Source organism: Martelella sp. (assembly GCF_984369615.1).
Genome location: NZ_CFHTCS010000002.1, coordinates 14,912 through 41,643 on the forward strand (window position 1 = coordinate 14,912; position 26,732 = coordinate 41,643).

General features: G+C 64.2%; 21 protein-coding genes and 1 tRNA gene. 11 read left to right on the forward strand and 11 right to left on the reverse strand.

The genetic code is table 11. The annotated features are described in order from the left end of the window. Positions 1–29 precede the first annotated feature (29 nt). Positions 30–1,022, forward strand: a complete 993-nt coding sequence (galE, locus tag AC5DC2_RS00410) for a UDP-glucose 4-epimerase GalE (protein ID WP_061449741.1) — start codon at positions 30–32, stop codon at positions 1,020–1,022. Positions 1,023–1,108: 86 nt separating this feature from the next. Here galE and AC5DC2_RS00415 read toward each other — a convergent pair whose 3' ends face one another. Next, entirely contained in the window at positions 1,109–2,275 is a 1,167-nt protein-coding gene (locus tag AC5DC2_RS00415; RefSeq protein ID WP_491697082.1) for a pyridoxal phosphate-dependent aminotransferase, read from the reverse strand. 164 nt (positions 2,276–2,439) lie between these two features. Here AC5DC2_RS00415 and AC5DC2_RS00420 point away from each other — a divergent pair, with 164 nt between their 5' ends. Next, the gene (locus AC5DC2_RS00420) at positions 2,440–5,943 is read left to right on the forward strand and encodes a PAS domain-containing hybrid sensor histidine kinase/response regulator (protein ID WP_491697083.1); all 3,504 of its coding nucleotides are present in this window, start codon (positions 2,440–2,442) and stop codon (positions 5,941–5,943) included. A 117-nt stretch (positions 5,944–6,060) separates the two neighbouring features. Here AC5DC2_RS00420 and AC5DC2_RS00425 read toward each other — a convergent pair whose 3' ends face one another. Then, positions 6,061–7,110 carry a DUF475 domain-containing protein gene (locus AC5DC2_RS00425; RefSeq protein WP_491697084.1) on the reverse strand — a complete coding sequence of 350 codons (1,050 nt, stop codon included), beginning with the start codon at positions 7,108–7,110 and terminating at the stop codon, positions 6,061–6,063. Between the two features lie 411 nt (positions 7,111–7,521). On the opposite strand from AC5DC2_RS00425, the gene AC5DC2_RS00430 reads away from it, so the two are divergent. Then, a tRNA-Gly gene (locus tag AC5DC2_RS00430) sits at positions 7,522–7,595 on the forward strand. Between the two features lie 80 nt (positions 7,596–7,675). On the opposite strand, the gene AC5DC2_RS00435 is transcribed toward AC5DC2_RS00430, so the two are convergent. The 4 genes from AC5DC2_RS00435 to AC5DC2_RS00450 all read right to left on the reverse strand — a co-directional run bounded on the left by AC5DC2_RS00435 (position 7,676) and on the right by AC5DC2_RS00450 (position 11,834). Then, positions 7,676–9,502 carry a glycosyltransferase family 2 protein gene (locus tag AC5DC2_RS00435; protein ID WP_491697085.1) on the reverse strand — a complete coding sequence of 609 codons (1,827 nt, stop codon included), beginning with the start codon at positions 9,500–9,502 and terminating at the stop codon, positions 7,676–7,678. Positions 9,503–9,893: 391 nt separating this feature from the next. Next, on the reverse strand, positions 9,894–10,310 hold the full coding sequence (locus AC5DC2_RS00440; protein WP_061449737.1) for a tellurite resistance TerB family protein: 417 nt from the start codon (positions 10,308–10,310) through the stop codon (positions 9,894–9,896). Positions 10,311–10,404: 94 nt separating this feature from the next. Continuing rightward, positions 10,405–11,082 carry a S24 family peptidase gene (locus AC5DC2_RS00445; protein ID WP_061449736.1) on the reverse strand — a complete coding sequence of 226 codons (678 nt, stop codon included), beginning with the start codon at positions 11,080–11,082 and terminating at the stop codon, positions 10,405–10,407. A 104-nt stretch (positions 11,083–11,186) separates the two neighbouring features. Beyond that, positions 11,187–11,834, reverse strand: coding sequence for a response regulator (locus AC5DC2_RS00450; RefSeq protein WP_061449735.1), 648 nt, complete (start codon positions 11,832–11,834; stop codon positions 11,187–11,189). 259 nt (positions 11,835–12,093) lie between these two features. Between AC5DC2_RS00450 and AC5DC2_RS00455 the strand changes: the two genes are divergently transcribed. Continuing rightward, the gene (locus AC5DC2_RS00455; RefSeq protein WP_491697086.1) at positions 12,094–12,441 is read left to right on the forward strand and encodes a DUF952 domain-containing protein; all 348 of its coding nucleotides are present in this window, start codon (positions 12,094–12,096) and stop codon (positions 12,439–12,441) included. Beyond that, a complete protein-coding gene (locus tag AC5DC2_RS00460) occupies positions 12,438–13,520 on the forward strand; it encodes a quinone-dependent dihydroorotate dehydrogenase (RefSeq protein WP_491697087.1) in 1,083 nt (360 codons plus the stop codon). The genes AC5DC2_RS00455 and AC5DC2_RS00460 overlap by 4 nt, the downstream gene beginning before the upstream one ends. On the opposite strand, the gene AC5DC2_RS00465 is transcribed toward AC5DC2_RS00460, so the two are convergent. Continuing rightward, entirely contained in the window at positions 13,517–14,008 is a 492-nt protein-coding gene (locus AC5DC2_RS00465) for a CAP domain-containing protein (protein WP_491697088.1), read from the reverse strand. The two genes, AC5DC2_RS00460 and AC5DC2_RS00465, sit on opposite strands and share 4 nt — an antisense overlap. Beyond that, on the reverse strand, positions 14,005–14,271 hold the full coding sequence (locus tag AC5DC2_RS00470) for a DUF6460 domain-containing protein (protein ID WP_491697089.1): 267 nt from the start codon (positions 14,269–14,271) through the stop codon (positions 14,005–14,007). The genes AC5DC2_RS00465 and AC5DC2_RS00470 overlap by 4 nt, the downstream gene beginning before the upstream one ends. 160 nt (positions 14,272–14,431) lie before the next feature. On the opposite strand from AC5DC2_RS00470, the gene AC5DC2_RS00475 reads away from it, so the two are divergent. The 6 genes from AC5DC2_RS00475 (at position 14,432) to AC5DC2_RS00500 (ending at position 20,685) form a co-directional block, all read left to right on the forward strand. Continuing rightward, complete coding sequence (locus AC5DC2_RS00475; protein WP_491697090.1) at positions 14,432–15,385, forward strand: class I SAM-dependent DNA methyltransferase; 954 nt, start codon at positions 14,432–14,434, stop codon at positions 15,383–15,385. 47 nt (positions 15,386–15,432) lie between these two features. After that, positions 15,433–15,738: an XRE family transcriptional regulator gene (locus AC5DC2_RS00480; protein WP_491697091.1), complete on the forward strand. Its 306-nt coding sequence runs from the start codon at positions 15,433–15,435 to the stop codon at positions 15,736–15,738. Between the two features lie 113 nt (positions 15,739–15,851). Beyond that, positions 15,852–16,487, forward strand: coding sequence for a YitT family protein (locus AC5DC2_RS00485; RefSeq protein ID WP_061449728.1), 636 nt, complete (start codon positions 15,852–15,854; stop codon positions 16,485–16,487). Between the two features lie 42 nt (positions 16,488–16,529). Beyond that, positions 16,530–19,079, forward strand: coding sequence for a ligase-associated DNA damage response DEXH box helicase (locus tag AC5DC2_RS00490; protein ID WP_491697092.1), 2,550 nt, complete (start codon positions 16,530–16,532; stop codon positions 19,077–19,079). Further along, positions 19,076–19,789, forward strand: a complete 714-nt coding sequence (gene pdeM / locus AC5DC2_RS00495; protein ID WP_491697093.1) for a ligase-associated DNA damage response endonuclease PdeM — start codon at positions 19,076–19,078, stop codon at positions 19,787–19,789. The genes AC5DC2_RS00490 and pdeM overlap by 4 nt, the downstream gene beginning before the upstream one ends. Continuing rightward, positions 19,789–20,685, forward strand: coding sequence for an aminoglycoside phosphotransferase family protein (locus tag AC5DC2_RS00500; RefSeq protein WP_491697101.1), 897 nt, complete (start codon positions 19,789–19,791; stop codon positions 20,683–20,685). The genes pdeM and AC5DC2_RS00500 overlap by 1 nt, the downstream gene beginning before the upstream one ends. Here AC5DC2_RS00500 and AC5DC2_RS00505 read toward each other — a convergent pair. From AC5DC2_RS00505 to AC5DC2_RS00515, 3 genes are all read right to left on the reverse strand, one after another. After that, positions 20,672–21,460, reverse strand: a complete 789-nt coding sequence (locus tag AC5DC2_RS00505; protein ID WP_061449880.1) for a TIGR02186 family protein — start codon at positions 21,458–21,460, stop codon at positions 20,672–20,674. The two genes, AC5DC2_RS00500 and AC5DC2_RS00505, sit on opposite strands and share 14 nt — an antisense overlap. Beyond that, positions 21,460–22,386, reverse strand: a complete 927-nt coding sequence (locus AC5DC2_RS00510; RefSeq protein WP_061449725.1) for a sulfite exporter TauE/SafE family protein — start codon at positions 22,384–22,386, stop codon at positions 21,460–21,462. Before AC5DC2_RS00510 ends, AC5DC2_RS00505 begins: the two co-directional genes overlap by 1 nt. Before the next feature lie 120 nt (positions 22,387–22,506). Beyond that, the gene (locus tag AC5DC2_RS00515; RefSeq protein WP_491697094.1) at positions 22,507–26,727 is read right to left on the reverse strand and encodes a peptidoglycan-binding protein; all 4,221 of its coding nucleotides are present in this window, start codon (positions 26,725–26,727) and stop codon (positions 22,507–22,509) included. Positions 26,728–26,732 lie beyond the last annotated feature (5 nt).

Here is a 26,732-nt window from a genome sequence, read left to right on the forward strand (position 1 = left end):
GGCGCGTTGCGCCAGAAGGAGGTCCAGATATGGCAATACTCGTAACAGGCGGCGCCGGTTATGTCGGCAGCCACATGGCGCATGCGCTCGTCGATCGCGGCGAGGACGTCGTGGTCATCGACGATCTGTCGACCGGCCACCGCGAGTTGATCCCGGAACAAGCCAAGCTGGTCGAAGGCGATATCGCCGACAGGAAGCTGGTGTCGAAGCTGATTGCCGACGAGAACATCAATGCCATCGCGCATTTTGCCGGCTCGATCGTGGTCTCGGACTCGGTGTCCGATCCCCTGACCTATTATGAAAACAACACGGTCAAGTCACGCGCGCTGATCGAAACGGCCGTAGCGGCCAAGATCGAGGCCTTCCTGTTTTCCTCTACGGCCGCCGTATACGGGGAACCCGGCGTCGATCTTCTCGATGAGGAACAGAACCTGCAGCCGGTCTCGCCCTATGGCTGGTCGAAGCTGATGACCGAAGTGATGCTGCGTGACAGCGCGGCCGCCTATGGTTTGAAATATGCCGCGCTTCGCTATTTCAACGTTGCCGGCGCCGATCCGGAAGGCCGCACCGGCGAGACCCGCGAGCATGCCACGCATCTGATCGAAATCGCTGCGCAGGCGGCCACCGGCCGGCGCAACCGCATGCAGATCTTCGGCACGGATTATCCGACGCCGGACGGCACCTGCCTGCGCGACTATATCCACGTCACCGACCTGATCGATGCCCATGTGAAGGCGCTGATGCATCTTCTGAACGGCGGCGGGAATTTCGTCGCCAATTGCGGCTATGGTCACGGTTTTTCCGTGCTGCAGGTGGTCGATGCGATCAAGCAGGTTTCCGGCGTCGACTTCCGCGTGGACATGGCCGAGCGCCGTCCCGGCGATCCGCCGGCACTGGTCGCCGATTCGACGCGCGTGCGTGAAATCCTTGGCTGGGAGCCGCAATATGACGATCTCGAAACCATTGTCCGCCATGCGCTTGCCTGGGAGGACCAGTTGGTGAAGGGGCGGGTGAAGCTGTAGGGGCGCCCCCGGTCGCCCCCAACCTTCTCTCCCGCCAGCGGGAGAGAGTATTGCGGGCTGTGCGGCTATGTCTTCTCGTCGCCCTCTCAAATCCCCGCAATATAGTCCGCCAGCCGCTCTGCGGCGTCTTCCAACTGGTCGGCATTGCGCAGGAAACAGGCCCTGAGGAAGGGTTCCCCGCCGGGTCCGAAGGCCGAGCCGGGAGCAAGGCCGACGCCGGTCTTGTCGAGGATATCGAGCGCGGCCTTTCGGCTGTCGGTCAGCCCATCGACCTTGAGGAAGGCGTAGAGCGCGCCGTCGGGCTTCAGCGTTTCTACCCGGTTGGTGGCAAGCAGCCGGTCGCAGAAAATGTCGCGTCCGATCCGCGCGCGCTCATAATTCTCGGCAATCACAGGGTCGCCGTCGCGGATTGCGGCGAGCGCACCCTGCTGCATGAACTGGGCAACGCCCGACGTCGTGTATTGCACCAGGTTTTCAATCGTGTCGCCGATCTCGGGCGGGGCGACCAGCCAGCCGACGCGCCAACCGGTCATCGACCAGTTCTTGGAGAAGGAATTGATGAACACGATCCGGTCGCCCTCTTCCATGATGTCGAGGAAGGAGGGCGCGCGGCCGCCGGCAAAATGATAGAGCGCGTAGATCTCGTCGGCGAGGATCCAGATGCCGTGGCGGCGCGCGATCTCCATAAGGGCGGAAAGATCGGCAAGGCTCGCCGTCCAGCCGGTTGGGTTGGCCGGCGTGTTGACGAAGATCATCCGGGTTTTTTCGGTGATCGCCGCTTCCACGCGGGCGGGATCAAGGTTCCAGCGGCCATCGGCGAATTCAAGCGGCACGCCGACCTTCCGCGCGCCGGAAACGCCGAGCGCTGCGGCGATATTCGGCCAGGCGGGGGTGAAATAGATCGCCTCGTCGCCGGGCTCCGTCATCGCCTCGACCATGATCTTGATCGCATGCATGCCTGACCCGGTGACATAGACATGCTCCGGCGAAAGCCTTGCCCCGAAATGGCGGGCGTAGTAGTCGGCGATCGCTGCGCGCAGCGGCGGAATGCCGCGCTGATGGGTATAAAAGGTCTCGCCATTGTCGAGCCCGGCCTTGGCCGCGTCACGGATGAACTGCGGCGTCGGCAGGTCGCCTTCGCCCGCCCATAGCGGCAGAAGCCTGTCGCGGTCGCGACCGTAATTGATGATTTCGACAATGCCGCTTTCCGGCGCGTCCTGTGCCCTTCGGCTGAGGCTTGAAATGAGTGTCATGCGGTTCTCCGTGCTCAATCCGTTTTAGTGCGGAGCATGGCCTGCCTTCCATCAAATTCGGCGACGAAATCATTGTTTTTTGTGATGGCTCGTGCTGCGACAGTCGCATTTGAAACCGGCCGCCGATAGCCTATGGTGGAGAAGCTCGCGAAGGGAGGCGTTCCATGCTGCCGGGCTGGCTGATCTTGTTGGCGGCACTGCTCTACATCATGCTGCTGTTTGCCGTGGCGAGCTACGGCGACCGGCGGGCAAAGCGCGAGCTTGCGCCGCGGTCGGGCCGCAACTTCGTCTATGCGCTGTCGCTCGCCGTTTATTGTACCTCCTGGACCTATTTCGGCGGCGTCGGCCTCGCCGCAACGCGCGGGCTCGAGTTTCTCGGCATCTATATCGGCCCCATCCTGGTCTTCACCGTTGGCATGCCGGTGGTCCGGCGCATCGTCTCGCTGGCGAAATCGGAAAAACTGACCTCGGCGGCCGACTTTCTCGCCGCTCGCTATGGCAAGAACCCGATGGTGGCCGGCCTCGTGGCGCTGATCTCGCTTGCCGCCGCCATTCCCTATATCGCGCTGCAATTGAAGGCGGTCTCCGATTCGGTCGCCGTCATGGTCGGTGGTACGATCGATCCACCCTCCGTCGGCGCGGCCTTCGGCGTCGGCCTGCCGCTCGCCGTCACGCTGGCCCTTGCAAGCTTTGCCATCGTCTTCGGCACCCGCCACACGGACGCGACGGAGCATCAGGACGGGCTGATCCTGGCGATCGCCATGGAATCGGTGGTCAAGCTGGTGGCCTTCGGTTCGGTCGGTCTGTTCGTGCTGTTCATTCTCTACAACGGACCTGCAGATCTTCTGGCCGCCGCGCGGGAAAATGCCGCGGCCGCAGCGGCACTCACCTATGAGACGCCGATCAGCCGCTGGGTGCTGCTCACCGTCCTCTCGGCCTTCGCCATCCTGCTTCTGCCGCGCCAGTTCCATGTGACCGTTGTCGAGAACCGAACCGAGGGCGAGCTCAGTCTCGCCCGTTTCCTGTTTCCGGCCTATCTGATCGCCATAAACCTGCTGGTGCTGCCGGTTGCGATCGGCGGGGCGATAACGCTGGGGCCGGGCGTCGACCCCGATCTCTACGTGCTGCAGCTGCCGCTCACCCAGGGGCAGCCGCTGATCTCGCTGGTCACCTTCCTTGGCGGCTTTTCGGCGGCAACGGCCATGGTCATCGTCGCCTCGGTGGCGCTCGCCATCATGCTCTCGAACGATATCGTCAACCCCATCCTGCTCAGGCGGCGGATGATTGCCGGCGGCGCCCACCGACAGGATTTCTATTCGCTGCTGCTCAACATCCGCCGCGCCTCGATCCTCGGCGTCATGCTGCTCGGCTATGCCTATTACCGCCATATCGACAGCGACCGGGGCCTGTTCTCGATCGGGCTTCTGGCTTTCGCGGCCATCGCCCAGGTCGCGCCCGCGCTGTTCATCGGCCTTGTCTGGCGCACGGCCAATGCGCGCGGCGCCATCCTAGGCCTGTCGCTCGGCTTCCTCACCTGGGTCTATCTGCTGTTCGTGCCGAGCCTTGGCGGGCCGGACCATTCGGCGATTGCCGGCGAAGTGATGAATTTCATCATTCCAGGCACCGGACTTTTCGTCGGCCCGGATGCCGATATTCTGCTGAACGTCACCTGCCTGTCGTTGCTGATCAATGTCGCCGGCCTCGTTCTCGGCTCGCTCAGCCGGCAGGCGCGTCCGCTGGAGCGAATCCAGTCCGGCATCTTCGTCAAGCGCCAGGCCCGCTGGCAGTCCTCCGCGCGCGGCATCGGCACGGGCGTTTCCGTCGGCATGCTGCGCGAGACGCTGAACGGCTATCTCGGCACGGAGCGTACCGCGCGCTCGTTTGCCACCTTCGAGCGCAATGCCGGCCGGCGCATGGGCGATGACGAACAGGCCGACATGGCGCTCATTCACTTTTCCGAACAATTGCTCGGCAGCGCCATCGGCTCCTCCTCGGCGCGGCTTGTCCTGTCGTTGGTGCTGCAGCGCGCCGAAGCGGCCTCCGGCGATGCCGCCTTCCTGCTCGATCAGGCAAGCGAGGCGCTGCAGTATAATCAGGGCCTGTTGCAGACCGCTCTCGCCCAGATCGATCAGGGCATTGCGGTTTTCGATGCCTCCAACCGACTCACCGTCTGGAACAAGCGCTTTCGCGCGCTGCTCAACCTGCCCGAAGAGGTCGGCCAGGTGGGCTATCCGCTGATCAACATCATGGGCCGGTTGTCCTCGCGCGGCGATCTTACCGGTGACGAGGCGCGCGAGGCGCTGCGCCGGCTGCGCGCGCACGAGAGCGCCTTTCCGATGGTTCTCGACAAGGGACGACGGATCATCGAGGTGCAGTCGCGCGCCATGCCCGAAGCCGGCATGGTCGTCACCTTCACCGATGTCACCCAGCGGGTGGAGGCCGATCTGGCGCTCAAGCAGGCCAATGAGACGCTGGAACAGCGCGTGGCCGCGCGCACGGCGGAGCTCACCGAGGTCAACAAGGCGCTGCGTGTCGCGCGTGCGGCCGCCGACGAGGCGAATATCGGCAAGACGCGGTTCTTCGCCGCCGCCGGGCATGACATCCTGCAGCCGCTCAACGCCGCCCGGCTTTATGCAACTGCGCTGGGCGAGCGCATGCCCGCCGATGGCGAGGATCGCGCATTCGCCGAGAAGATCGATTCCGCGCTGCAATCGGTCGAGGATATCCTGGGTGCTGTTCTGGACATTTCCCGGCTCGACGCCGGCGCGATGAAACCGCATTTCACCGCAGTGAATCTCGGCGACATGTTGAGACGGGTCGAAACCGACTTTCGTCCGCTTGCCGACGAGCGGGGGCTGAAATTCACCGTGGTCAGATCGTCGCTCAAGGTGCGCTCGGACGCCCACGCCCTCAGGCGTCTGGTGCAGAACCTGGTGTCGAACGCGATCAAGTACACGATTTCCGGCAAGGTGCTGGTCGGCGTGCGCCGCCATGGCGATCACGCGGTGATCGAGGTGCATGATACCGGCATCGGCATTCCGGCCTCAAAGGCGGAAAGCGTGTTCAAGGAGTTCACCCGGCTGGACGAGGGCGCGCGCGCGGCCCAGGGGCTTGGCCTCGGCCTTTCGATCGTCGACCGGCTGGCCCGCATGCTCGAACACCCGGTCGCGCTCTCTCCTGCGCCTGGCGGGGGCACCGTGTTCCGGCTGACCGTGCCGCTTGCCGACGCCGGAGCCGAGACCGCGCCGCAGGCGGCAAAGCCGACGGGCCGTTTGCCCGGCCAGGCCATCGCCGGCCTCAAGGTGCTCTGCATCGACAATGAGGAGGCCATTCTCGAGGGGATGCGGGTGCTCCTCGGCGGCTGGGGAGCGGATGTCCACGTCGCCCGCAGCGCGGAAACAGCCGGCGCGATCGACATTGTGCCCGACGTCATCATCGCCGACTATCACCTCGACAATGGCGGCAGCGGCGTGCGCGCGGTCGTTGCCCTGCGCGAGCATTACCAGCGTCACGTTCCGGCCCTTTTGCTGACGGCGGACCGCACCCAGGACGTGCGCGATCTGGCGGAGGAGGAGGACATTGTCGTTCAGCACAAGCCGCTGAAACCGGCTTTGCTGCGCGCCTTCCTCAACCAGATCGCGATCTTTCACAGGGCGGCGGCCGAATAGGGGCCGCCGCTCCTTCATGTCTCCGGTCAGTCAGGTCATCCTTTGACCGCGCGAACCGACGCGGCGCCTGAGCAATCCCAGCGAGGGCGGAAACCGGTCTTGCGGGTCGGCAATGTTCTAAAGCGCCTGTTTTATCCGCTCCAGCTTTCGCCAGCGCAACGATGACCAGAGCGAAAGCCCGATCAGGCCAGCGCCGACAAGCCCGGTCACCGCTTCGGGGATATGGACCAGCGTCTGGGCGAACATGATCACCGCCAGCACCAGGATGGCGTAGAAGGCGCCGTGTTCGAGAAAGCGGAAATGCGACAGCGTCTTGCGGTCGACCAGCAGGATCGTCAGCGAGCGCACATACATCGCGCCGATGCCGAGCCCGATGGCGATCACCAGCAGGTTTTTCGTCAGGGCGAAGGCGCCGACCACCCCGTCGAAGGAAAAGCTCGCGTCCAGTACTTCCAGATAGATGAAGGCGCCGAGCCCGCCCTGGGCCGCCGTTTTTGCCGCCTTGGCCTGGCTTGCATCCAGAAAACCGCTCAGGATTTCGACAGCAAGGAAGGTGATCAGGCCGTAAAGGGCGGGATAGAGGAAATCTTGCGCGCGCTCTTCGGCCACCAGGCCGGAAAAGACGAGGATGAGAACGAGCGCGATGCCGATCTCGATGCCCTTGATCGAGGCCGATCGCGCCATCGGTTCCTCCAGCCAGGGCAGCCAGTGCACGTCCTTGTCATGATCGAAAAAATAGGTGAGCCCGACCATCAGAAGAAAGGTGCCGCCGAAAGCGGCGATCGGCAGATGGGCATGATGCATGATCTCGGCATAGGCGCGCGGCTCGGCGAAGGCCAGATGAATGGCGGCGATTGGTCCGATTTTCGCGGCAAGCGCGACGATGACCAGCGGAAAGACAAGCCGCATGCCGAAAACGGCGATCAGAATGCCCCAGGTGAGGAAGCGCCGCTGCCAGACATGACTCATCGCCTTCAGCTTGTTGGCGTTGACCACCGCATTGTCGAAGGAGAGCGAGATTTCGAGCACTGCGAGCACGGCGGTGATGAAGAGAAAGGTCAGCGCTCCGCCGGCCCCGAAGCTGAAATAGCCGTAGGCGGCGCTGGCGAGAAGACCGACCGCCGTGACGATGAAGGCCCATTTGAAATAGGAAAGGGTGGAGGTCATGGCAGCACCTTCGATGGTGCGGCGATGTCGTTGGACGCGCATGCGCCTTGCGCACGCGATCCGACGCGATGGTTGTGAAGCATGATAGACATGTCCGCCGGCTAATTTGCGGGCGGTGCCGACATCACGAGAGCGCCGTCAAACTCTCGCCAGAGGGGCCCGGCACCGGGTTTGCCGTCGCGCGCGGATTTTGGGGGGATGACCCCGTCGCGCGAAAAATGGCCGGCCCCTGCGGGTCTGCCCTGTTGCGATCGGCGCTCACAGATTTAGCCACGCCGCGCGCGCCGTCAACCCCTCCGGTGTTGCCACCTTTGATTATTGCCTGCCGGCTCCGGCGCTCCGGGCCGACGACCTGTTTTTCAGCTTGCCGGAAAGCCCGCGGCGGTGGTAATGATCGCCATCAGGCCATGCGCGGGTATGATGTAATGGTAGCCTGTCAGCTTCCCAAGCTGAACGCACGGGTTCGATTCCCGTTACCCGCTCCAATGGATTGCGACGCGCCCGTCCGGGAGCGCCTCGCCGATTGAACGGCGCTTGCTCTCATCACAGGCCTGTCCGATGCGCCTCAGTGGCTCTCCTTCCGGCTCGGCCGATGCGCCGTCTTGCGCCACAAAAACGGGGCACGATAGAGCTCGGCCAGCGCCTTCCAGGCAGCTAAGGATAGCATCAGCCAGTAGAGCGGCAGGTAGAGCGCATCCGCGCGCATCTGCCGCGCTTCCTGCGGCTGCATGCGGGACAGGCCGAGCCTCAGGAAAACCCAGTAGCTTGCCAGGATGTTGGCAATATCGATGCCCGAGAGAACCTGGTGAAACGGGCCGGAATCGTAGCCTGGGTGGATGATCGCGGCGGTCGTCATGAACAGCGCGGCGAAAAGAAGCGGGTGCAGCAGCGAGGACAGGATGACGCCTGCGCCGTTGGCGAGAAACACCAGTGCGCCGAGCGTGCCCAGTTCCGAAAAGAGCCGGGATGGCTCGCGCAGCGCGACCAGAAGCGTCTGCAGCCAGCCCTTGATCCAGCGTGAGCGCTGGGCGGTCCAGGCTTTCGCGTTTGTCGGCGCTTCCTCCAGCGTCGGGTTGCCGATCACGCCGCAGTGATAGCCGAGACGGTGCAGCCTCAGGCCAAGATCGGCGTCTTCGGCCACATTGTAGGGGTCCCAGGCGCGGCACGCGCGCAGGACATCGGTGCGGAAATGGTTCGACGTTCCGCCAAGCGGCAGGGGGAAACGGTGGCGCGCCAGAAACGGCAGGATGCCGCGGAAGAGGCCTGCATATTCGCAGGCAAACAGCGCCGAGATCCAGTTTTGCCCGATATTGTCGACGACAAGCGGCGCTTGCAGACAGCCAAGCGACGCCGGTCCCTTCCGAAAGGCGCGCCAGGCCTCGCGCAGTTGGTCGGGATGCGGCCGGTCTTCGGCATCATAGATGGTGAGAAGAGATCCGCGCGCGCCGGAAAGCGCGTAGTCCAGCGCCTTCGGCTTGGTGCGCGGCAGGGCCGGAGGAACGCTGACCAGTTCGAATTGCGGCGGCAGCCTCTCGGCCCTTATGGCGGCGATGGTGGCGCTGTCATCGGCTTCGCAGACAAGCTTGACGTCGAGCCGCGAGGCAGGCCAGTTCAGTCTCTTCATGTGGTCGACGAGCTGCGGGATCATGTTGGCTTCGCGGTAGAGGGCGACCAGCACCGTATAAACCGGCAAGGCGCCTTCCTCCTCGTCTTCCACGGATTGCGTTGCCTCGCCGGGACTGCTTGCCACCGCCGCAAGCCGGATGAGGAGGGAGAGGGCGTAGAGAGTTGAAAACAGGATATGCGTCAGGAGCAGCGTCTCGGCGGTGAAAAGGACGAGTCCGACGAGAAAGGTGGCAACGCTGCCGCCGAGCAGAAAGCCCTGCTTGCCCCAGAACACGATCCGCGCCGAAAAGCGCGGCTCCCATACCATCAGCCGGTGGATCGTGTTGGCGAGCCGGCGCTGAGCCCCCACCTGCCAGACGGTCTCGCGGATCGTCGACGGCATGGTTACCACCACGGCCCGGCGAATGGCGGGGCGGAAGGAAAGGCGGGCATGCAGATCTGCCAGGTCTTTCGCGCGCGGGATGATCGCGAATGTCGCGCCGCCCTCGCCGCTTTCCAGGCGCAGGCCGGACGGAGAGACCAGCAGCCGGTCGATCCTGCGCCGGTCGGAAACGGCTTCGGGGTCGATCCGTGCAAGGAAAGGCAGGCCGAGATAGAAGGCGAGGCGACGATAATAGGCCTCCGGCAGAACAGAGCCTTCGGCGAGAAGTTCGTCCTCTATGGTGGTGCCGTTTTGCCGGGCGGATGTTTCGGCCCGTTCGATCAGCGCGTCCTCGTAGCCAAGGCGGCGCAGCATGCGTCGTTCGCCGGCAAACGGATCGCTCACCCGCCCGTCCCGCCGGGTCGATGACTTCGGGCCTGGGCGCGGTACCGCGTACAAGGACGAAGCCGTCATCGAACCCTCCTGAAACCCGCAATACGTGCAATTCTGCAGGTTTCAAGTAAAGGCACGTTTTGAAAAAATCACAACATGTAAGAGTGATTTTTATCAAATACACGCTAAGATTCTTCGAGCCTGCGACCTGTCCCACGCGTTCTCGGCCGAAAAATCGGCAACCGCGTCCAGATCATCGGCTTGTCGGAAAACGAATCCCACTTTCGCGCCCGACGCTGACATCCAAAGCGGTTTCGCCTGTCACGGACGCGCGTAACCGCCCTATCTCTTTGTTTTTGATTAATTTTCGCAGTCATGTGACTCCATCTGACTGCGAAATGCGTTAAAGTGCGCGGTAGCGCGCAATCGCGCCGCGTTCGATTGCTGCACAGGTCAGTTTGTCGAGGTGCAACCTGTCGCGCAGCAACTGCAGCAGGCGGATCTCCTCCGGTCTGATCGCCTGGTCCACCGACATGATCTCGACCGCGAGCGCGTAGGCCGTGTCGTAAAGCCGCGCCGGCAGCGTGTCGCGGATGATTTCGAGGGCGATATCCATGCCCTCGTCGCCGGACAGGATGTCGGCGCAGGCATGGGCCACATCGGTTATGCGGTCCTCGTCAAACCCGCGGAAGGCCGGCAGCGAGCGGGTGATATGGCCGATGCGAGCCAGTTCGTCATCGCTCATGGCGCTGTCTACGGCTGAAGCCATGACCATCACATAGATCAGGGCATCATAATGAGTGAGCGGTGTCCGGGTCATGGGCATGTCTTTCGATTGGATGCGGATTTCAGCATTCTATTGGTTTTCCTGCATTTTCGCGGACGTCAGGCGTTCCGGCTGACTGCGAAATGCTTCACTGGCTCGCCCAGATGATGCGGGCGATCCATTCCACGGCGGCAAGATCGAAGGTGAGGTTTTCGTGGGCGGGGTTGATCGACATGAGCTCGATCTGGCGGCTGGTGCGGCGCACCAGAACCTTGGCCATGACTTCGCCGTCATGGGTCTTGACCACGACGCGGTCGCCCTTGCGGGTTTCGGCGTTGGCCTCGACGATCAGCACGTCGCCGTCGCGGTAGAGCGGCAGCATGCTGTCGCCCTGCACCTCGAGCGCATAGACGCTGTGGCTGTCGCGCGCGGGCGCGGGAAAATCGACCTCGTCCCAGCCCTGGCCGACGGGAAAGCCGCCGTCGTCGAAAAAGCCGCCGGTGCCGGCGCGGGCAAGGCCGAGCAGGGGAATGGTGGAGGGTTGCGGCGGGAAGGCGCCTGATGGCGGCGCGCCCCCATCGTTCGCGCGGCCGGCTTCCGCGTCGAGAAAGGCGGTCAGATCGCTGCCCGTCGCATCGAGCACCTTGGCGATCGATTCCATCGACGGCCAGCGTTCACGCCCGTCCTTGCCAAGCCGTTTGGACTTGTTGAAAGCGGTCGGATCAAGCCCGGCCCTGCGCGCAAGGCCCGAAGGGGTCAGCTTGTGGCGCGCGGCCAGATCATCGATCGCGTCCCAGATGGCGCTGTGGCGAAGCCTGCTGGACATGACTGTTCACTCCGGCCACGTTGGCGCGTTGATAACGGCGGGACTATAGCGCATGGCCTATCATGACGTAAAGCCATGACAGGAATAAAATCCTTTGTCGCGCGTCACGCGACCATGGCCATATTGACCTTGCCCAACTGGATCACCGCCTGGGTGCGGCTGTCGACATTAAGCTTCAGGAGGATCGCCGAAACATGCGCCTTCACGGTCGCCTCGGATACGCCGAGTTCGTAGGCGATCTGCTTGTTGAGAAGGCCCTCGCACAACATGCGCAGCACGCGCGACTGCTGTGGGGTGAGCGTCTGCAGCCGTTCCAGCATGTCGGCGATGTCGGGGTCGGTCTCCTCGCCGCCCTCGAAGTTCTCCGGCGTATAGATCTCGCCGGAAAGCACGGTGCGAATGCCGTTGCGCAATTCATCGATGCCGGCGGATTTGGAGATGAAGCCGGAGGCGCCGAGCGCCAGCGAGCGGCGGATCGTATCGTCGTCATCGCTTGCCGAAATCACCACGATCGGCAGGCTGGAAAACTCCGCCTTCAGCGTGATCAGGCCGGAAAGCCCGCTGACCCCCGGCATGGCGAGATCGAGCAGCAGCAGGTCCGCCTCGGGGTTTTCCCGGGCGGCCAGCTGCACGCCGTCGAAATCGCCAGCCTCGACAACGGCGTAATAGGTCGCCATGCCGCTGATGGCCTGTTTCAGGGCGCTGCGGAACAACGGGTGATCATCGGCGATCAGTATTGTCTGTCCGGTCATTTCCTGCCTCCTCCCAAAGGCAATGTCACAACCTGAGCCACTTGTCACGCGAGAGAGGCAACGCGTCAATGCTGCAACAAAACGACGTAAGTCTCCTCCATGATCGCGTGTTTGCAACGGATATCAATAAAAAAAACGGGAACGACGCGGAAAAGCCCGCATTTGCTGTTGCTTTCATGCGGCGGGTCTCAATTGTCATGGACTTTTGCCCCTTCCTGGTTCAAACCGTGCCGCAACCAAGCCACCGGAGCCGATGCTCATGCCGCAACCGATATTCAAGATTGTCGCGCGCTCAGAATGGCAGGCCGCCCGCCTTGCCGGCGTCTATCGGGGAGCCCCCGTCGATCTTTCCGACGGGTTTATCCACTTTTCGACGGCGGAACAGGTGGAGGAGACCGCAGCCCGTCATTTCGGCGGACAGCGCGACCTCCTGCTGGTCGCGGTCGACCCGCAGGCGCTAGGGCCTGCACTGAAATACGAGCCGTCGCGCGGTGGCGCGCTGTTTCCCCATCTTTATGCGGTCCTTCCCTTTTCCGCCGTGCTCTGGGAGAAGCCGATCCCCGAAACAAGCGCCGGCGGCCATGATTTCAGCGGGCTTGTCGCATGATCAACCTGTTCAAATGCGGCGCGCGCAACGCCGTCTTCATGCTCGACCCGGAAGTGGCCCACGGGCTCACCATCAAGGGCATCGCATCCGGTCTTCTGCCGCGCGCGCGCCATGCCGCCGATCCCCGCCTTGCCGTTTCCGCGGCAGGCCTGTCCTTTGCCAACCCGCTCGGCGTTGCAGCCGGCCTCGACAAGAACGGCGAGGCGATCGACGGCCTGGTCAAGCTCGGCTTCGGCCATGTCGAAGTCGGCACCGTCACGCCGCGCCCTCAGCCGGGAAATCCGAAGCCCCGGCTCTTCCGGCTGGTGAAGGACGAAGCGGTGATCAACCGCATGGGCTTCAACAATGACGGTCACGAAGCGCTTGCGGCCCGGCTTGCGGCCCGCAAACGGCGCGGAATCGTCGGCGTCAATATCGGCGCCAACAAGACGTCCGAAGACCGGATTGCCGACTATGTCGCGGGCATTGCCCGTTTCGCCTCGCTTGCCGATTATCTGACAGTCAACATATCCTCGCCCAATACGCCGGGCCTCAGAGACCTGCAGGCGCGCGAACAGCTCAGACAGTTGCTCGATGCGGTCGCCGGAGCGCGGGAGAAGGCGGAAACCCGTTTGCCGGTGTTCCTGAAGATTGCGCCGGACCTGACCGAGGCAGGGCTTGACGATATCATCGCCGAGGTCGCGGCAAGCACGCTCGACGGCGTGATCGTTTCCAACACCACGCTTGCGCGTGACGGCCTGACGGACGCAAAACTGGCGGGCGAAAGCGGCGGCCTTTCCGGCGCGCCGCTGTTTGAGCGCTCGACCGCGCTTCTGGCGCGCGTCAGGCAGCGTCTCGGTCCGGAAAAGGTGATCATCGGTGTCGGCGGGGTTTCGACCGGCTCCCGCGCGCTTGAAAAGATCCGCGCCGGCGCGGATCTGGTGCAGATCTATTCGGGCATGGTCTATGAGGGGCCGCAGCTGATCGCCGACGCTCTTGCCGCCATGCTGGAGGCGCTCGACAGGGACGGCGCGTCATCGCTTCGTGCATTGCGCGATACGGCCGTCGATGAATGGGCGGCAAAACCGTTCGAGGCTTAACTGCTGAGGCACATGGACCAGAAGGGCGTGTCGCCGGATTTCGGGCTCGTCGCCTTGGCTACGCCGAGGTGGGAATAATTTCCCAGCATGTTGTCCAGATGCTTCGGTGACGCCACCCAGGCCTGAAATGCCCGCTCGGACGTTTTCTGATGCATGGCGATGTTCTCGGCCGCCGGCAGCGGCAGGTCGTTGCGCTTGAACCTTGCGGCGACGCTTTCCGGACCGGTGAGGTGGTTCATCCTGTCGGCAAGGGCCATGCGGCTTGCCTGATCGACGGCAACGGCGTTGCAGGCTCTGGACGGGCTGACGGGCGCAAGGCCGCGGCTTTCCCGAAGATCGTTGACCCAGGGCAGGAATGTGGAGGTCATCGCGGTGGCATCGACATCTCCGCGCGGCAGTCCGCTGCCGCCGAAGAGACTGCAGGCCGAAAGCCCGATTGCGAGGACGGAAAGAGCAAGGGCCCGGCGGCTGGTCGTGGATAGGGTCAACGGCGATAGCTCAATATGCGGATGATGATGAAGACGGGCACGACGATGATGGCGCCGAGGACGAAATAATGGCCGATCTCGCCGATCGCTGCAAAGCCGCGCCGCCAGAGATTGCCGAAGAAATCGATGACGCCGTACCATAGATCGAGCGGATAGATATTGAGCGCGGACAGGATGAAACCGACGATCAGCGAGACCACCAGCAGCTTGACGATCGTGCCGACGACGGTTCCGCCCAAAAATCGATTGACTTCATTGCTCATTGCGCGCGTCCTTTTTCCGGTCCGTCCTTAAGGCGACATTGGGGCGCAATCAAGATGGAAACCGCTGTGAGAGAAGGCAAGGCCCGCCGCGCAATTCCGCTTGCTTTTCGTCCTGAAAAGCGACATTGGCGATCAGTCCAATAGTCCGGTCCCGACCCATTTGAACATCTTATTCTTCTCCTCCGGCGATCTGATCGCCGACCGCCGCGCCGATTACGCGCGGATGCTGGATGAGGCCGGCGAGTTCGCCGCCGCCGCCGAGCTGATGGAACAGGCGCTCGACCTTGCGCCCGACTGGCCGGCAGGCCTTGCCATGCTCTCAGCCTATCTCGAACATGCCGGCGAGACCGACCGGGCGATCGAGACGCTCGAAATCCTCGAAAAACTGGATGATGACGACATTTTCGCCGCGCGGCTGAAGCTGGCCGTGCTGGGTGCTGCGCGTGCGCCCGCCCATCCGCCGGGTCGCTATGTGGAGGCGCTGTTCGATTCCTATGCCGAGCATTTCGATGAGGCGCTGACCGAGCGGCTGGATTACAGCGCGCCTCAGCGCCTTGCAGCCCTTCTTGCCGAAACGGAAGGTGCCGACCGCCGGTTCGAGCTGGCTGTCGATCTTGGCTGTGGCACGGGGCTTTCGGGCGAAGCGTTTGCCCGCCGCGTTGCCCGGCTTGAGGGTTTCGACCTGTCGCAGAATATGCTGCAGAAGGCGGAGGAAAAGGGACTTTATGACGTGCTGGCGCAGGCTGATCTGCTGCTGGCGCCGGGCGAAAGCGGACTTTTCATCGAAGACCTGGCAAAGCAGCGGGCCGATCTGGTGATCGCTGCTGACGTGCTGATGTATCTCGGCGGTCTCGAAAGCCTGATGGAGAACGTCGTTGCGCTTATCGCTCCGGGCGGGCTGTTCCTGTATTCGGTGGAGGCCGGGGCGCCGGGAAGCGATTTCACTCTGCTTCCCTCGCTGCGCTATGCACATTCCGCGACCTATGTCAGGAAGCTGCTTGCGCAGGCCGGCCTGTCTTTGAAGGCGGAACGCAGCACGGTCCTGCGCAAGGATGCCGGCGAGCCGGTTCCCGGCATCCTGTTTCTGGCCGAACGGAACATCATGCCGTTGTGACGCGTTTCTGAAGACATATTTCAGAAACCGCATCAAGGAGGCCTGTCATGACACTGACACCGGAACTCTGTCACGCTGCCCGCATCCTCGCCCATATCGATCGCGAGGCGCTTGCCCATGAGAGCGGTCTTGCCGAAGACAAGATCGCCGAATTCGAAAACGGCAGGGCCGATTTCGGCGAGGCCAGCCACGACAAGCTGAAGGTGACGCTCGAGGCGCTCGGCGTCGTTTTCCTGCCGGAAGACAAGGAAGGCGGAGTCGGCATCCGGCTGAAGTTCACCGAGAGCGAAACCCGCCGCATCCTCAACTGGGAAGGCGAGGGCGGCCGCGTCAACCAGGATGACGTCGTTTGAGGATTTGACGAAAGCGCGGTTTTGGTTGAAGAAGAGGCCGGGGCCGCGCCCCGGCCTTGTCGTGTCGGGAATGCACTTGTTCGCGCCCTTTTTTCCAGCCGGAATGTCGCCACGTGTCAGAAAACAGGTTTCTCAGGAATATCCTCAACTCCACCACCGAAAATCATTCGGCGCTGGAGGATCTCCAGGGCATTGTCACGGGCGCCATGCTGGCTTCGCTCGGCGTCCTCGTGCTCAAGGCCGGCGGATTGTTGACCGGCGGCACGGCGGGGCTTGCCTTTCTTCTGGTCTATTCGACCGGTATCGGCTTCGGGCTTGCCTTTTTCGCGGTCAACCTGCCGTTTTATTATTTCGCCTGGAAACGGCTTGGCCTTGCCTTCACGCTGAAAACCTTCATCGCCGTCGGACTGACCTCGGCGCTGACCGGCATCATCCCGCAATTTCTGACGATCGGCGAGACCCACCCGCTGGCCGCCGGCCTCTTCGGCGGCGCGCTGGTCGGGACCGCGCTTCTGATTTTCTTTCGCCACAGCGCCAGTCTCGGCGGCTTCGGCATTCTGGCGCTGTTCCTGCAGGATCGCTTCGGCTTCAAGGCCGGCTATGTCCAGCTTGGCCTCGATTGCTTGGTGCTGGTGCTGTCCTTCTTCGTGGCGACGCCCTTCATCATCGCCTGTTCGGTTGCCGGCGCTCTGGTCATCAACCTTATCCTCTCCTTCAACCATCGCCGCGACCGCTATATCGCGATGTAGAAAAGCCTTTCCCCGAAGCCTGTTTGCTGTAAACCTGGCCTCATGAACGAAACGGAAACATCTCTGCTGCCAGAGCGCTTTCGCCGCTGGTTTTCCGCCAATGGCTGGCGGCCGCGGCCGCACCAGCTTGGCCTGCTGGCCCGCGCCGGCGCCGGCGAGGACATGCTGCTGATCGCGCCGACCGGGGCGGGCAAGACGCTCGCCGGTTTCCTGCCCTCCCTTGCCGATCTTGACGCCCGAGGCCCGCTGAAGCCCGGAACGCGCCCGCGCGGGGTCCATACGCTCTATATCTCGCCGCTGAAGGCGCTGGCCGTCGATATCGCCCGCAATCTGGAACGTCCGGTGAGCGAAAGCGGGCTTGCCATCACCATGGAAACCCGCACCGGCGACACGCCGCAGGCCAAGCGTCAGCGCCAGCGCATGAAGCCGCCGGATATCCTGCTGACGACGCCGGAACAGCTCGCGCTGCTTCTGGCGGGCAAGGATGCCGACCGCTTCTTCGAGGACCTGCGCTTCGTGATCTTCGATGAACTGCATTCGCTGGTGACCTCCAAGCGCGGCCATCTCCTGTCGCTTGGCCTTGCGCGGCTGAGGCGGCTGCGCCCGGAACTGACGGCGATCGGCCTTTCGGCCACGGTCTCCGACCCGATGGAGTTGCAGCGCTGGCTGGTGGCCCAGACCGGCGAGGTGGAGCCGCCCCATGCCGGGCTGATCACCGTTGCCGGCGGCGCGCGGCCGGAAATCACGATTTTGAAAGCCTCGCAGCGCATCCCCTGGTCCGGTCACTCGGCGCGCTATGCCGCCCCCGACATCTACGAAGAGCTCAAGCGGCGCAGGATGACGCTGATCTTCGTCAACACCCGCTCGCAGGCGGAGATCGTGTTCCAGGAGCTCTGGAGCATCAATGACGACAATCTGCCGATCGCGCTGCATCACGGCTCGCTCGATGTCGGCCAGCGTCGCAAGGTGGAAGCGGCGATGGCCGCCGGAAAGCTCTGCGCCGTCGTCGCCACCTCGACGCTCGACCTCGGCATCGACTGGGGCGATATCGACCTTGTGATGCATATCGGCGCGCCGAAGGGCGCAAGCCGCCTTGCCCAGCGCATCGGCCGCGCCAATCACCGCATGGACGAGCCGAGTCGCGCCATTCTGGTGCCCGCCAATCGGTTCGAGGTGATGGAGTGTCAGGCAGCGCTCGATGCCAATTATGTCGGCGCGCAGGATAGTCCGCCGATCGGCGATGGCGCGCTCGATGTGCTGGCCCAGCACGTGCTCGGCATGGCCTGCGCCGGACCCTTTGATCCGGACCTGCTGTTTGACGAGGTGCGCTCGGCGCTGCCCTATCACGGGCTCGCCCGCGAGACCTTTTTCCGCGTGGTCGATTTCGTCGCCACCGGCGGCTATGCGCTCAGAACCTATGAACGCTATGCCAAGATCAGAAAGACCGCCGACGGGCTCTACCGCCTGACGCATCCCGATTTTGCCCGCCAGTACCGGCTGAACCTCGGCACCATCGTCGAGATGCCGATGCTGAAGATCAGACTTGTTCGGCCGGGAAAGCGCGGCGGGCCCTTGCGCGGCGGCGCGGTGCTGGGCGAGGTTGAGGAATATTTCATCGAGATGCTCAGGCCCGGCGACACCTTCCTGTTCGCCGGCAAGGTGCTGCGGTTCGAGGGCATCCGGGAAAACGAGTGCATGGCGTCCGCCGCCTTCGACAGCGATCCGAAAATCCCGGCCTATGCCGGCGGCAAGTTTCCGCTGTCCACCTTTCTGGCGGACGGCGTGCGCGCCATGCTGGACGATGAAGAGCGGCGCAAGGCGCTGCCCGCGTCCGTGCGCGAATGGCTCTCGCTGCAGGAGAGGCATTCGCATCTGCCCAAGCGCGGCGAGCTCCTGGTTGAAACCTTTCCGCTGGAAAACCGCTTCTACATGGTCGCCTATCCCTTCGAGGGCAGGCTCGCGCACCAGACGCTCGGCATGCTTTTAACCCGGCGGCTGGAGCGGGCGGGCGCGCAGCCGACCGGCTTCGTGTCCACGGATTATTCGCTCGCCGTCTGGGGCCTGAAGGATATCGGCGAAATGTTGGCCTCCGGCGCGCTCGACCTCAAGGCGCTGTTTGACGAGGACATGCTGGGCGATGATCTCGAAGCCTGGCTCGATGAAAGCTACATGCTCAAACGCACGTTTCGCGCATGCGCGACGATTGCCGGGCTGATCGAGCGTCGCTATCCGGGCAAGGAGAAGACCGGGCGGCAGATGACGGTTTCCGCCGATCTGATCTATGACGTCCTGAGGAGCCACGAGCCGGACCATATCCTGCTGCAGGCGACGCGGGCGGATGCGGCTTCCGGCTTGCTGGATATCGCCCGCCTTGGCACAATGCTCCAGCGAATCAAGGGCCATCTCACGCATTACCGTCTGAAGCGCGTCTCGCCGCTCGCCGTGCCGGTGCTCCTGGAAATCGGTCGGGAAAGCGTCAATGGCGGGGCCGGCGAAGCGGTGTTGCGCGAGGCCGTCGATGAACTCGCCGCGGCGCTTGAGGCGGCGGAAAACGAAGACGCTCACGAAGGACAGGACAAACCCGGCGCATGAACTTGAGCACAGCATCACTGGAGAGCGAGCGTTTCGACGACAGCGGGCCGCGCTTTGCCGGCCATCCGGTCGTTTTCGATTGCTCCGGCGCGCTGTTCTTTCCCACGCTCTCTTTGCTTGTCGTTTCCGACCTGCATCTGGAACGCGGCGCGGCGCATGCCCGGCGCGGCGTTTTCGTGCCGCCCTACGACACGGCGCGCACGCTCTCTGCTCTTGCTGCCGTTATCGCCCGCCACCGTCCGGCCCGCGTCGTCTCGCTCGGCGACAATTTTCACGATCGCGTGGGCGCGCGGGAGATGGCGGATGATCACCGCGCGGCGCTTTCGGCGCTTGCCGCAGGCCGTGATTGGGTTTGGATCAACGGCAATCACGATCCCGCCGGCGTTTTTGGCCTGCCGGGGCGGGTGTTCGACGAATGGACATGCGAGGGGCTGACCTTTCGCCATGAGCCGTCGCGACGGGGAAAAGCGGAAATCTGCGGTCATCTCCATCCCTCCGCCACGCTCACCCGTCCGGGCAAGTCCGTCCGTCGTCCGTGTTTTGCCGCAGATGACAACCGGCTGATCCTGCCGGCCTTTGCAACTGCGCGCGGCGGCCTCGATCTGCGCCACAAGGCCTTTGCCGGCCTGTTCGACCGCGCGGCGCTCACCGTCCACATGCTGGGGCCGGACCGCGTCTATGCGCTGCCCTTTGCAGCGCTTGCACGATGATGCATGACGATGAAGTCCCCATCGACGAAGCGCTTGCAAAGAGGTTGATCGAAACGCAGTTCCCGCGTTTTCGCGGTCTGCCCGTTGAGGCGCTCACCGGGGCCGGTACCGACAACGTGATCTTTCGCATCGGGGACAGGGCGGCCGCTCGGTTTCGCAGGCGGGCAATGGACCCCGCGAAATGTTCTGCTCTGCTTTTGGCCGAAGCCGAGGCGATGAGTGAGCTCGCCGAAAACTGCTCCGTCCCGTCACCGCGACCGCTCGGTCTTGGCCGTCCCGGTCTGAGCTATCCGCTGCCATTTTCGGTGCAGACATGGATTGCGGGGGATGTCGCGACGCCTGACGGACTTGCCGCATCGGATGAATTCGCGCGGGATATCGCGCGTTTGATCGCCGGTTTCCGCCGGGCGGATACCCGCGGCAGGCCTTTCGGCGGGAAAGGCAGGGGCGGACGACTTGCCGACCATGATGACTGGATGGCTGTCTGTTTCGAAAAGAGCGACGGCCTGCTTGATGTCGCACGCCTGAGGGCCCTTTGGGACCGGTTTCGGCTCTTGCCGCCGGCCGCCACGCTGGTCATGAACCACAAGGATCTTATACCGGGCAATCTTCTGGTCGGGGACGGCCGGCTTTTCGGGGTGCTCGACGGCGGCGGGTTTGGTCCTGCCGATCCCGCGCTCGATCTCGTGGCAGGCTGGCATATGCTTGATCGTGAACGGCGGATGCTGTTGCGCCGCCATCTGGGATGCGACGATGCCGAATGGCAGCGCGGGGCGGCCTGGGCATTCCAGCAGGCGATGGGGCTTGTCTGGTACTACCGCCGCACCGCGCCGGCCATGGCGATGCTTGGCGAAAGCACGCTCGGGCGGCTGCTCGAGGATCTCAGTTCTTCCTGAAAATGACGCTGGCGAACCAGCCGGAAAACAGCGCAATGAACACCGCGCCGAGGCCGTAGAACAGCGGATACTCGTGGGCGGCGGTGGTGAGCTGCGCCTCGAGCCCGGTCTTGACCACATTGAGCGGCAGGTTCTGTGTTGATATCTGGCGTCCTTCCTTGAACAGGTAAGCCTGCACGGTGTGGGTGCCTTCGGGAATGTTCACCGGCAGCCTCAGGCTCGCGCGAAACAGGCTGTTGGAGACGAATTTCACGCCGTCATCCTCGGTATCGTAAAGCCCGTCGGCCGCGTTCAGCCGGAGCATCGCCTGGCGGAAGGTCGCGACATCGCTGGCATCGCCGAAATAGCCGACCGGCGATATTCGCAGATGCGTGACGCCGATGCCGCCCGAATTCAGTTCCTGCGGCGAGGTGACGTCTTCCAGCGGGCGCGTGCTGGAGATCGAATAGGAGCGCGGTACATGCTCGAAAGAAATGGTCTGGCGGTTGATCCAGATGCCGAAGACCCGCTCCTTGCGGCGCACGTCGGCCTCCGCCTTCGGGCCTTCGAGGATCACGACGATGTCATAACCGCCCTTTGACAGAAGGATCGGATCGGCATCGTTGATCGCGCCGAACACGGTGAGGTCGGCGCCGGAAAAGTCCGAGGTGATGGCGATCTCGTTGGTCGATGTGCCGATCTCCAGCGTTTCCTGCTGGATGACGGGCGCCTGTTCCTGCGCGGCGGAAAGGGCGGGCGCAAGAACGAGGGCGAAGAGGGTCAGCAGCTTTCTCATCATTCCGGCGCTCCCTCGAAGACGACGGAGAACAGGTCGGTCGGCGTTGCGACCAGACCGAAGGCAAGGCGCACGCCGACGGCCAGGATGAGCAGCGCGAGCAGCGCTCGCAACTGTTCGCCCTTCAGCTTCTGGCCGACGCGGACGCCGTATTGCGCGCCGATGACGCTCGAGAGCATCAGGATCGTCGCGAGCACGATATCGACCGCATAATTGGTCACGGCCTGAACCACGGTTGTGTAGGCGGAGACGAAGATGATCTGGAACAGTGACGTGCCGACGACGATATTGGTCGGGATGCGCAGGAGATAGATCATCGCCGGCACCATGATGAAGCCGCCGCCGATGCCGAGTGAGGAGGTCAGGACGCCGATCGTGCCGCCGAGCAGGAACACCGGAATGACGCTCAGATAGAGCTTCGACTTCTTGAAGCGCATCTTGAAAGGCAGGCGGTGGACCCAGTTGTGCTGGCCGGGCTTGCGGAAGGAAACCGGCTTCTGGCTGGCGCTGCGGCGGATCGCCCTGATGCTTTCCACCAGCATCAGCCCGCCGATCGAGCTCAACAGCACGACATAGAGGATCGAGATCACCAGATCGAGTTGGCCGAGGTCGCGCAGAAGCGAAAACAGCCATACGCCGATCGTCGCGCCCACGAGACCGCCGGTCAGAAGCACCGTCCCGAGCTTCATGTCGAGCGTGCCGCGCCTGAAATGGGTGAGTGTGCCCGAGACCGAAGAAGCGACCACCTGGCTCGCTCCGGTGGCAACGGCGACGACCGGGGGAATATGGTAGAAGATCAGGAGCGGCGTGATCAGGAAACCGCCGCCGACGCCGAACATGCCAGAGAGGAAACCGACTGCCGCGCCCATGCCGAGAATGACGAAGATATTCACCGAAAGTTCGGCAATCGGCAGGTAAATCGACACGCGTTTCCCCAATAGCGGAAGGGCCGGACGGGTCTCGTCCAGCCTGTTTAAGGTCCGGTTTCTTTCTGCGACTTGATGTCGCTTGTGTCAATTCAAACGGTTGCGATCCGCTTATTCTTCTCAGACGCTGTTGCTGTTGAGCAATGTCTCCACCAGAGCGGGCGTGATCGCGCCGTTTGGCTCAAGGCCGTTTTTCGTCTGGAAGGCCTTGATCGCGGAATCGGTCTTTGCGCCGAGAAGTCCGTCTTCGGGACCGGCGTCATATCCGCGTTCATTGAGGATCGACTGGATGTCGCGGATGATCGCCTGCTTGTCGGGCGCGCTTGCGATCTTTTCCTGCGGCAGCCATTCGGGCGGCGCGGTCACTGTATTGGCGGCCGGGAGAGGCTCCCTGGCTTCCCAGTCCGCTGCGAGCTTCCGGCCGCGGTTGAGATCGGCGTCGGACAGGGCCTCGGCCACTTCGTTGCGCCGTTTGGCGGCTTCCTCGTCGCCGCCGGCCGCGGCGATCGCAAACCATTTGTAGGACTGGGCGAGATCGGCATCGACGCCGGCGCCGCGCGCATGCAGGATGGCGAGATTGAACTGGCTGTCGGCGACGCCGTGCTCGGCGGCTTCCCTGAACCATTTCGCGGCTTCGGCGAAGTCGGGTTTGCCGCTGCCGGCGCCGTTTGCGAGCATGACGGCGAGGTTGTGCATGGCGCTGACATTGCCGGCCCGGGCGGCCGAGCGGTAGAGCGTGATCGCCTTCGCTGCATCCTGGTCGACGCCGATGCCCTTTTCATAGAGGCTGCCGAGCTGGAAGGCGGCAGGCGCGGAACCGCGTTCGGCGGCTTCGTCGAACCAGGCGGCCGCTTCGGCCGGATCGCGCTTGAGACCAAGGCCTTCCTGGTAGCGCATGCCGATCTCGTAAAGCGCGTCCGGATTGCCGTTCCGCGCCGCATCGGCGAGTGCGACCGGCTTTATGGTTTTGGGAACGGTAATGTCGAGCGGTGCTGGTTCCTTCGGTCGCTGCGCGGTCAGCGCCTCGCTCTTTCCGCTTGCCTCGGGCGGCGGCGAATTGCTGACGGCAGCGGCCGGCGTCTTCCGTGTTGCTGCCTGCGGGTCTTTGCGGACCGGCGTCGAGGGCACGGACGACGCCTCGCGTGCGGCCGACGGCGCGGCCAGCATGTCGAGCACATCCTCGGTGGTGACCGACGCGGTTTCGACCGGTGCTTCCATTTCGCGCGGCCTGGCAGCCGGCGGGGCGGCGGCAACGGGCGGCTCGGCGGGCGCCCCCCGCGGCGCCGACCCGGAATTGCCGGCCGTCGCGGCGACGGGTGCATCCGGCTTGATGCTGCCGGTCACGAGCGTGTTGTCGGCCTCGATCATGCGGAAGGCGTCGGCGGCGGGTGCGGCGGCAATCTCGCGGGCCTCGGCGGCAAAGTTGGTCTTGACCGCGCCGCGCTCGGGCGCGCGCAGGGAGGGGGCGGCCGCGACGTTGCGGGTTGCCGGGGTCTGCGGAATCGCCTGGTCTGCCGGCGTGCGCGCAGGCGCGGCAAGGCTCGGCGGGTTGTTCTCGAAGGTCTTGACCGCCTCCATGATGGTTTCCCGATCGCGCCCGAAATCGGTGAGGAAGGGGTAGGCGACGATGGCCAGCAGAATGGCGCCGGCGGCAAGGTAGACGGGCCTGCGCGAGAAGCCGTCGCCGGCGGCCCTGTCGCCATTGTCGCCATTGCCGCCATCGCCGTCCTTCGCGTGCCTGCCTCCCTTGGTCGTAACCGAGGGCGTCATGTCCTCGGCGTTGGCGAGCGCCGAACGGGCGGCACGGCGCGCCGCGGCAATCAGGTCGCCCTGCGGGCCGATGGCGGATAAGCGCTGGTTGCGCGGGCCTGCGGGCTTGCCGGGATCGCGCTTCTTGTATTCGGTCCTGGCCACGGGCCGGTCATGGACCGGCAGCACCGGGCCTTCGGACTTCTGTCCGGCGCGCACGCGCGAGAGGATATCGAGCACATCGTTGCTGGCCGTGTCGTCGGTCCTGACCTCGGGGGCAGGGGCGGGCCTTGCTGCCGGCGCTGCAAACCGGGTCTCGAAGCGTGGCGGTTGCCGCTCTTCCCGGAGTGACTCCTCAGCATCGCGCTTCGCTTCCGGTGCGGCGGTCGCCGCTGTCGCGACGAAAGGGCCGGGCTCCGCGCGCCTCCGCTCACCGGTCGGCGCCTTGTCGTCATCATCGACGTTCAGCGTGTCGAGCCTGCCCGCGATCGTCTTCAGCGTTTCGTGCAAGGACGCGGCGCCCTCGCTGTCGCGGCCGGCCTTATGGAGGTTTCTCATGTCGGCGGCCAGCGCCTTGATGACGGCGATATGTTCGTCGGCCTCGCCCTTGCGGCGGGCTTCGAACGTCTTCAGCGCCTCCTCGGCGGCATGTTGCGCCGCCTCGATGAGATAATCGTCATTGCTGGCCGTCAGGCTCTCGATGCGCGCGCCGATGCGGTCCTCAAGCTCGGCCAGCGGCAGTTTCGGATCCGGCCGGCTGACGAGCGTGGTCAGTTCGGCGATCTGGCGTTCGAGTTTGGAAAGCGCGGGCGCGCCGGTGTCGCGCCGGCTTTCGTCGAAACGGCTGGCAAGGGCGGAGAGCTGGGCGCTGAGCCGGTCCTCCGCGCCGTCGTTTTCAAGCGCGGCGATCCGGCGCGTGAGGCGCTCCTCGGTGCCGGAGAGGTCGAGCGCGTCGATGCGGGCGGCAAGGCGCCTTTCGAATGCTTCCGTGTCCAGGGATGCCGTCTTGCCGGCGGGCTCGCTTGCGCGCGCCGGCATGGCGGCAATCTGGGAGGAGAGCCTGCGCTCGGCGCCAGCGAGATCGATGCGGGAAATGTTGTCGTTGATCTTCGCCACGGCCTGATCGAGGGCCGCCGGCTCGATGCCGCGCCGGCCGTTTTCGATGAGGCCGGCAAGCCGTCTGATCTCGTCGCGAAGCGCTGCCCGGTCATCATCGCCCGTGGCGGAAAGGCTCAGCGAATCCAGTTTGGCGGCAAGGCGGCGCTCGCTGCCCTGAACGTCGATGCGTCCGATCCGCTCGTTGATGCGGCTGACGACGTCTTCGAGCGCGCGCGGCTCCAGCGCGCTGTCGGCGACGAGGCCTGCCAGCCGGTCCAGATGTGTCTTCAGTTCACGCCGGTCGTCCTCTCCGAAGCCGGCGGACGCGGTGGCTTCGATCTTCTCGGAAAGCCTGCGCTCCGCGCCGTCCATGTCGATCCCGCCGATCTTGTCGGAGAGCTCGGCAACGGCCTTGCCGAGGGCGTGGCGGTCCACTCCCGGGCCGATCCGTTCCACGGCGGCGGCGAGCTTCTCGATGCGCGCCTCGAGCTTCAGATGTCCGTCATCGCCGCGATGGCCTTCGAAACGACGGGCCATGCCGTCGAGGTTTTCCAGAAGCGTTGCCTGTTTGGCGCCCTGGTCGCGCATCTGCCAGTCGACGGCGGTAACCGCGCTCGCAAGTTCGGACAGTCGCCCCTCGAGCCGTTCGATTGCGGCATCGCGGACGGGTTCGGCCTGCCGGCGTCCGAGGTTTTCGAGGTTGCGGTTGATGTCGTCGATCCGCCGTTCGATTGCGCCGATCTGCCCGTCGAGCTTCTTGCCGACGGCGGGAAAGCGGGTGCACAGCATCTCCATAGCCTGGGCCAGCGACGACAGGCGGTGCTCGATATCCTCGAGGCTGCGGGCGCTGTCATCGTCGTCGGCCTGGCGGCGGAGGTCATCAATGCCGCGCGCAAGGGCTGCCAGTTCGGCATCGAGCCGGCCGGCATCGAAGGGGGCAAGCTGGCGTTCGATGTTTTCGAACCGGTTCTCCAGCCGGGTGATGCTCTTGGCGTCGGCAAGGCCGCGCAGAAGCGATTGCAGATGGTCGAACTCGGCCATCAGCCGGCTGTCGTCGTCAGCCGCCGCATTGGCAACCAGCCAGTCCACGGCCTCGGAAATGCGGATCAACTCACCGCGGGTTTCCTCGTCGAGATCGCGCGTATCGGTCTGCCGGTCGAGATGGCTGAGCATGGTGTGCAGCCCGGTAAGCTCGTCGCGCAGGCTTGCGGAGAAGTCCTCGCGCACGCTGGCGCGCAAGTCTTTCAGCGTGCGGCCGATCTCGCGCAGTTCGGCATCGACGCGGGCGGAGCCGGGGTTGGGCATGGCTGAGCGCTCGCGCGGGAACCGCTCCTGTTGGGGGTCTGGAAAGCGGCGCGGGGTGGGACGCTGCGGCGAGGGGCGCGCGTCCATCAGATCGCTGAGGCGCGACTCGAGCCCTTCGATCGTGCGGTTGAGCGCATCGAGGGAGGGCCTGCCGCCCGTTGCGTCCTGGGTCATCCGCGTTTGCGCCATGGTTT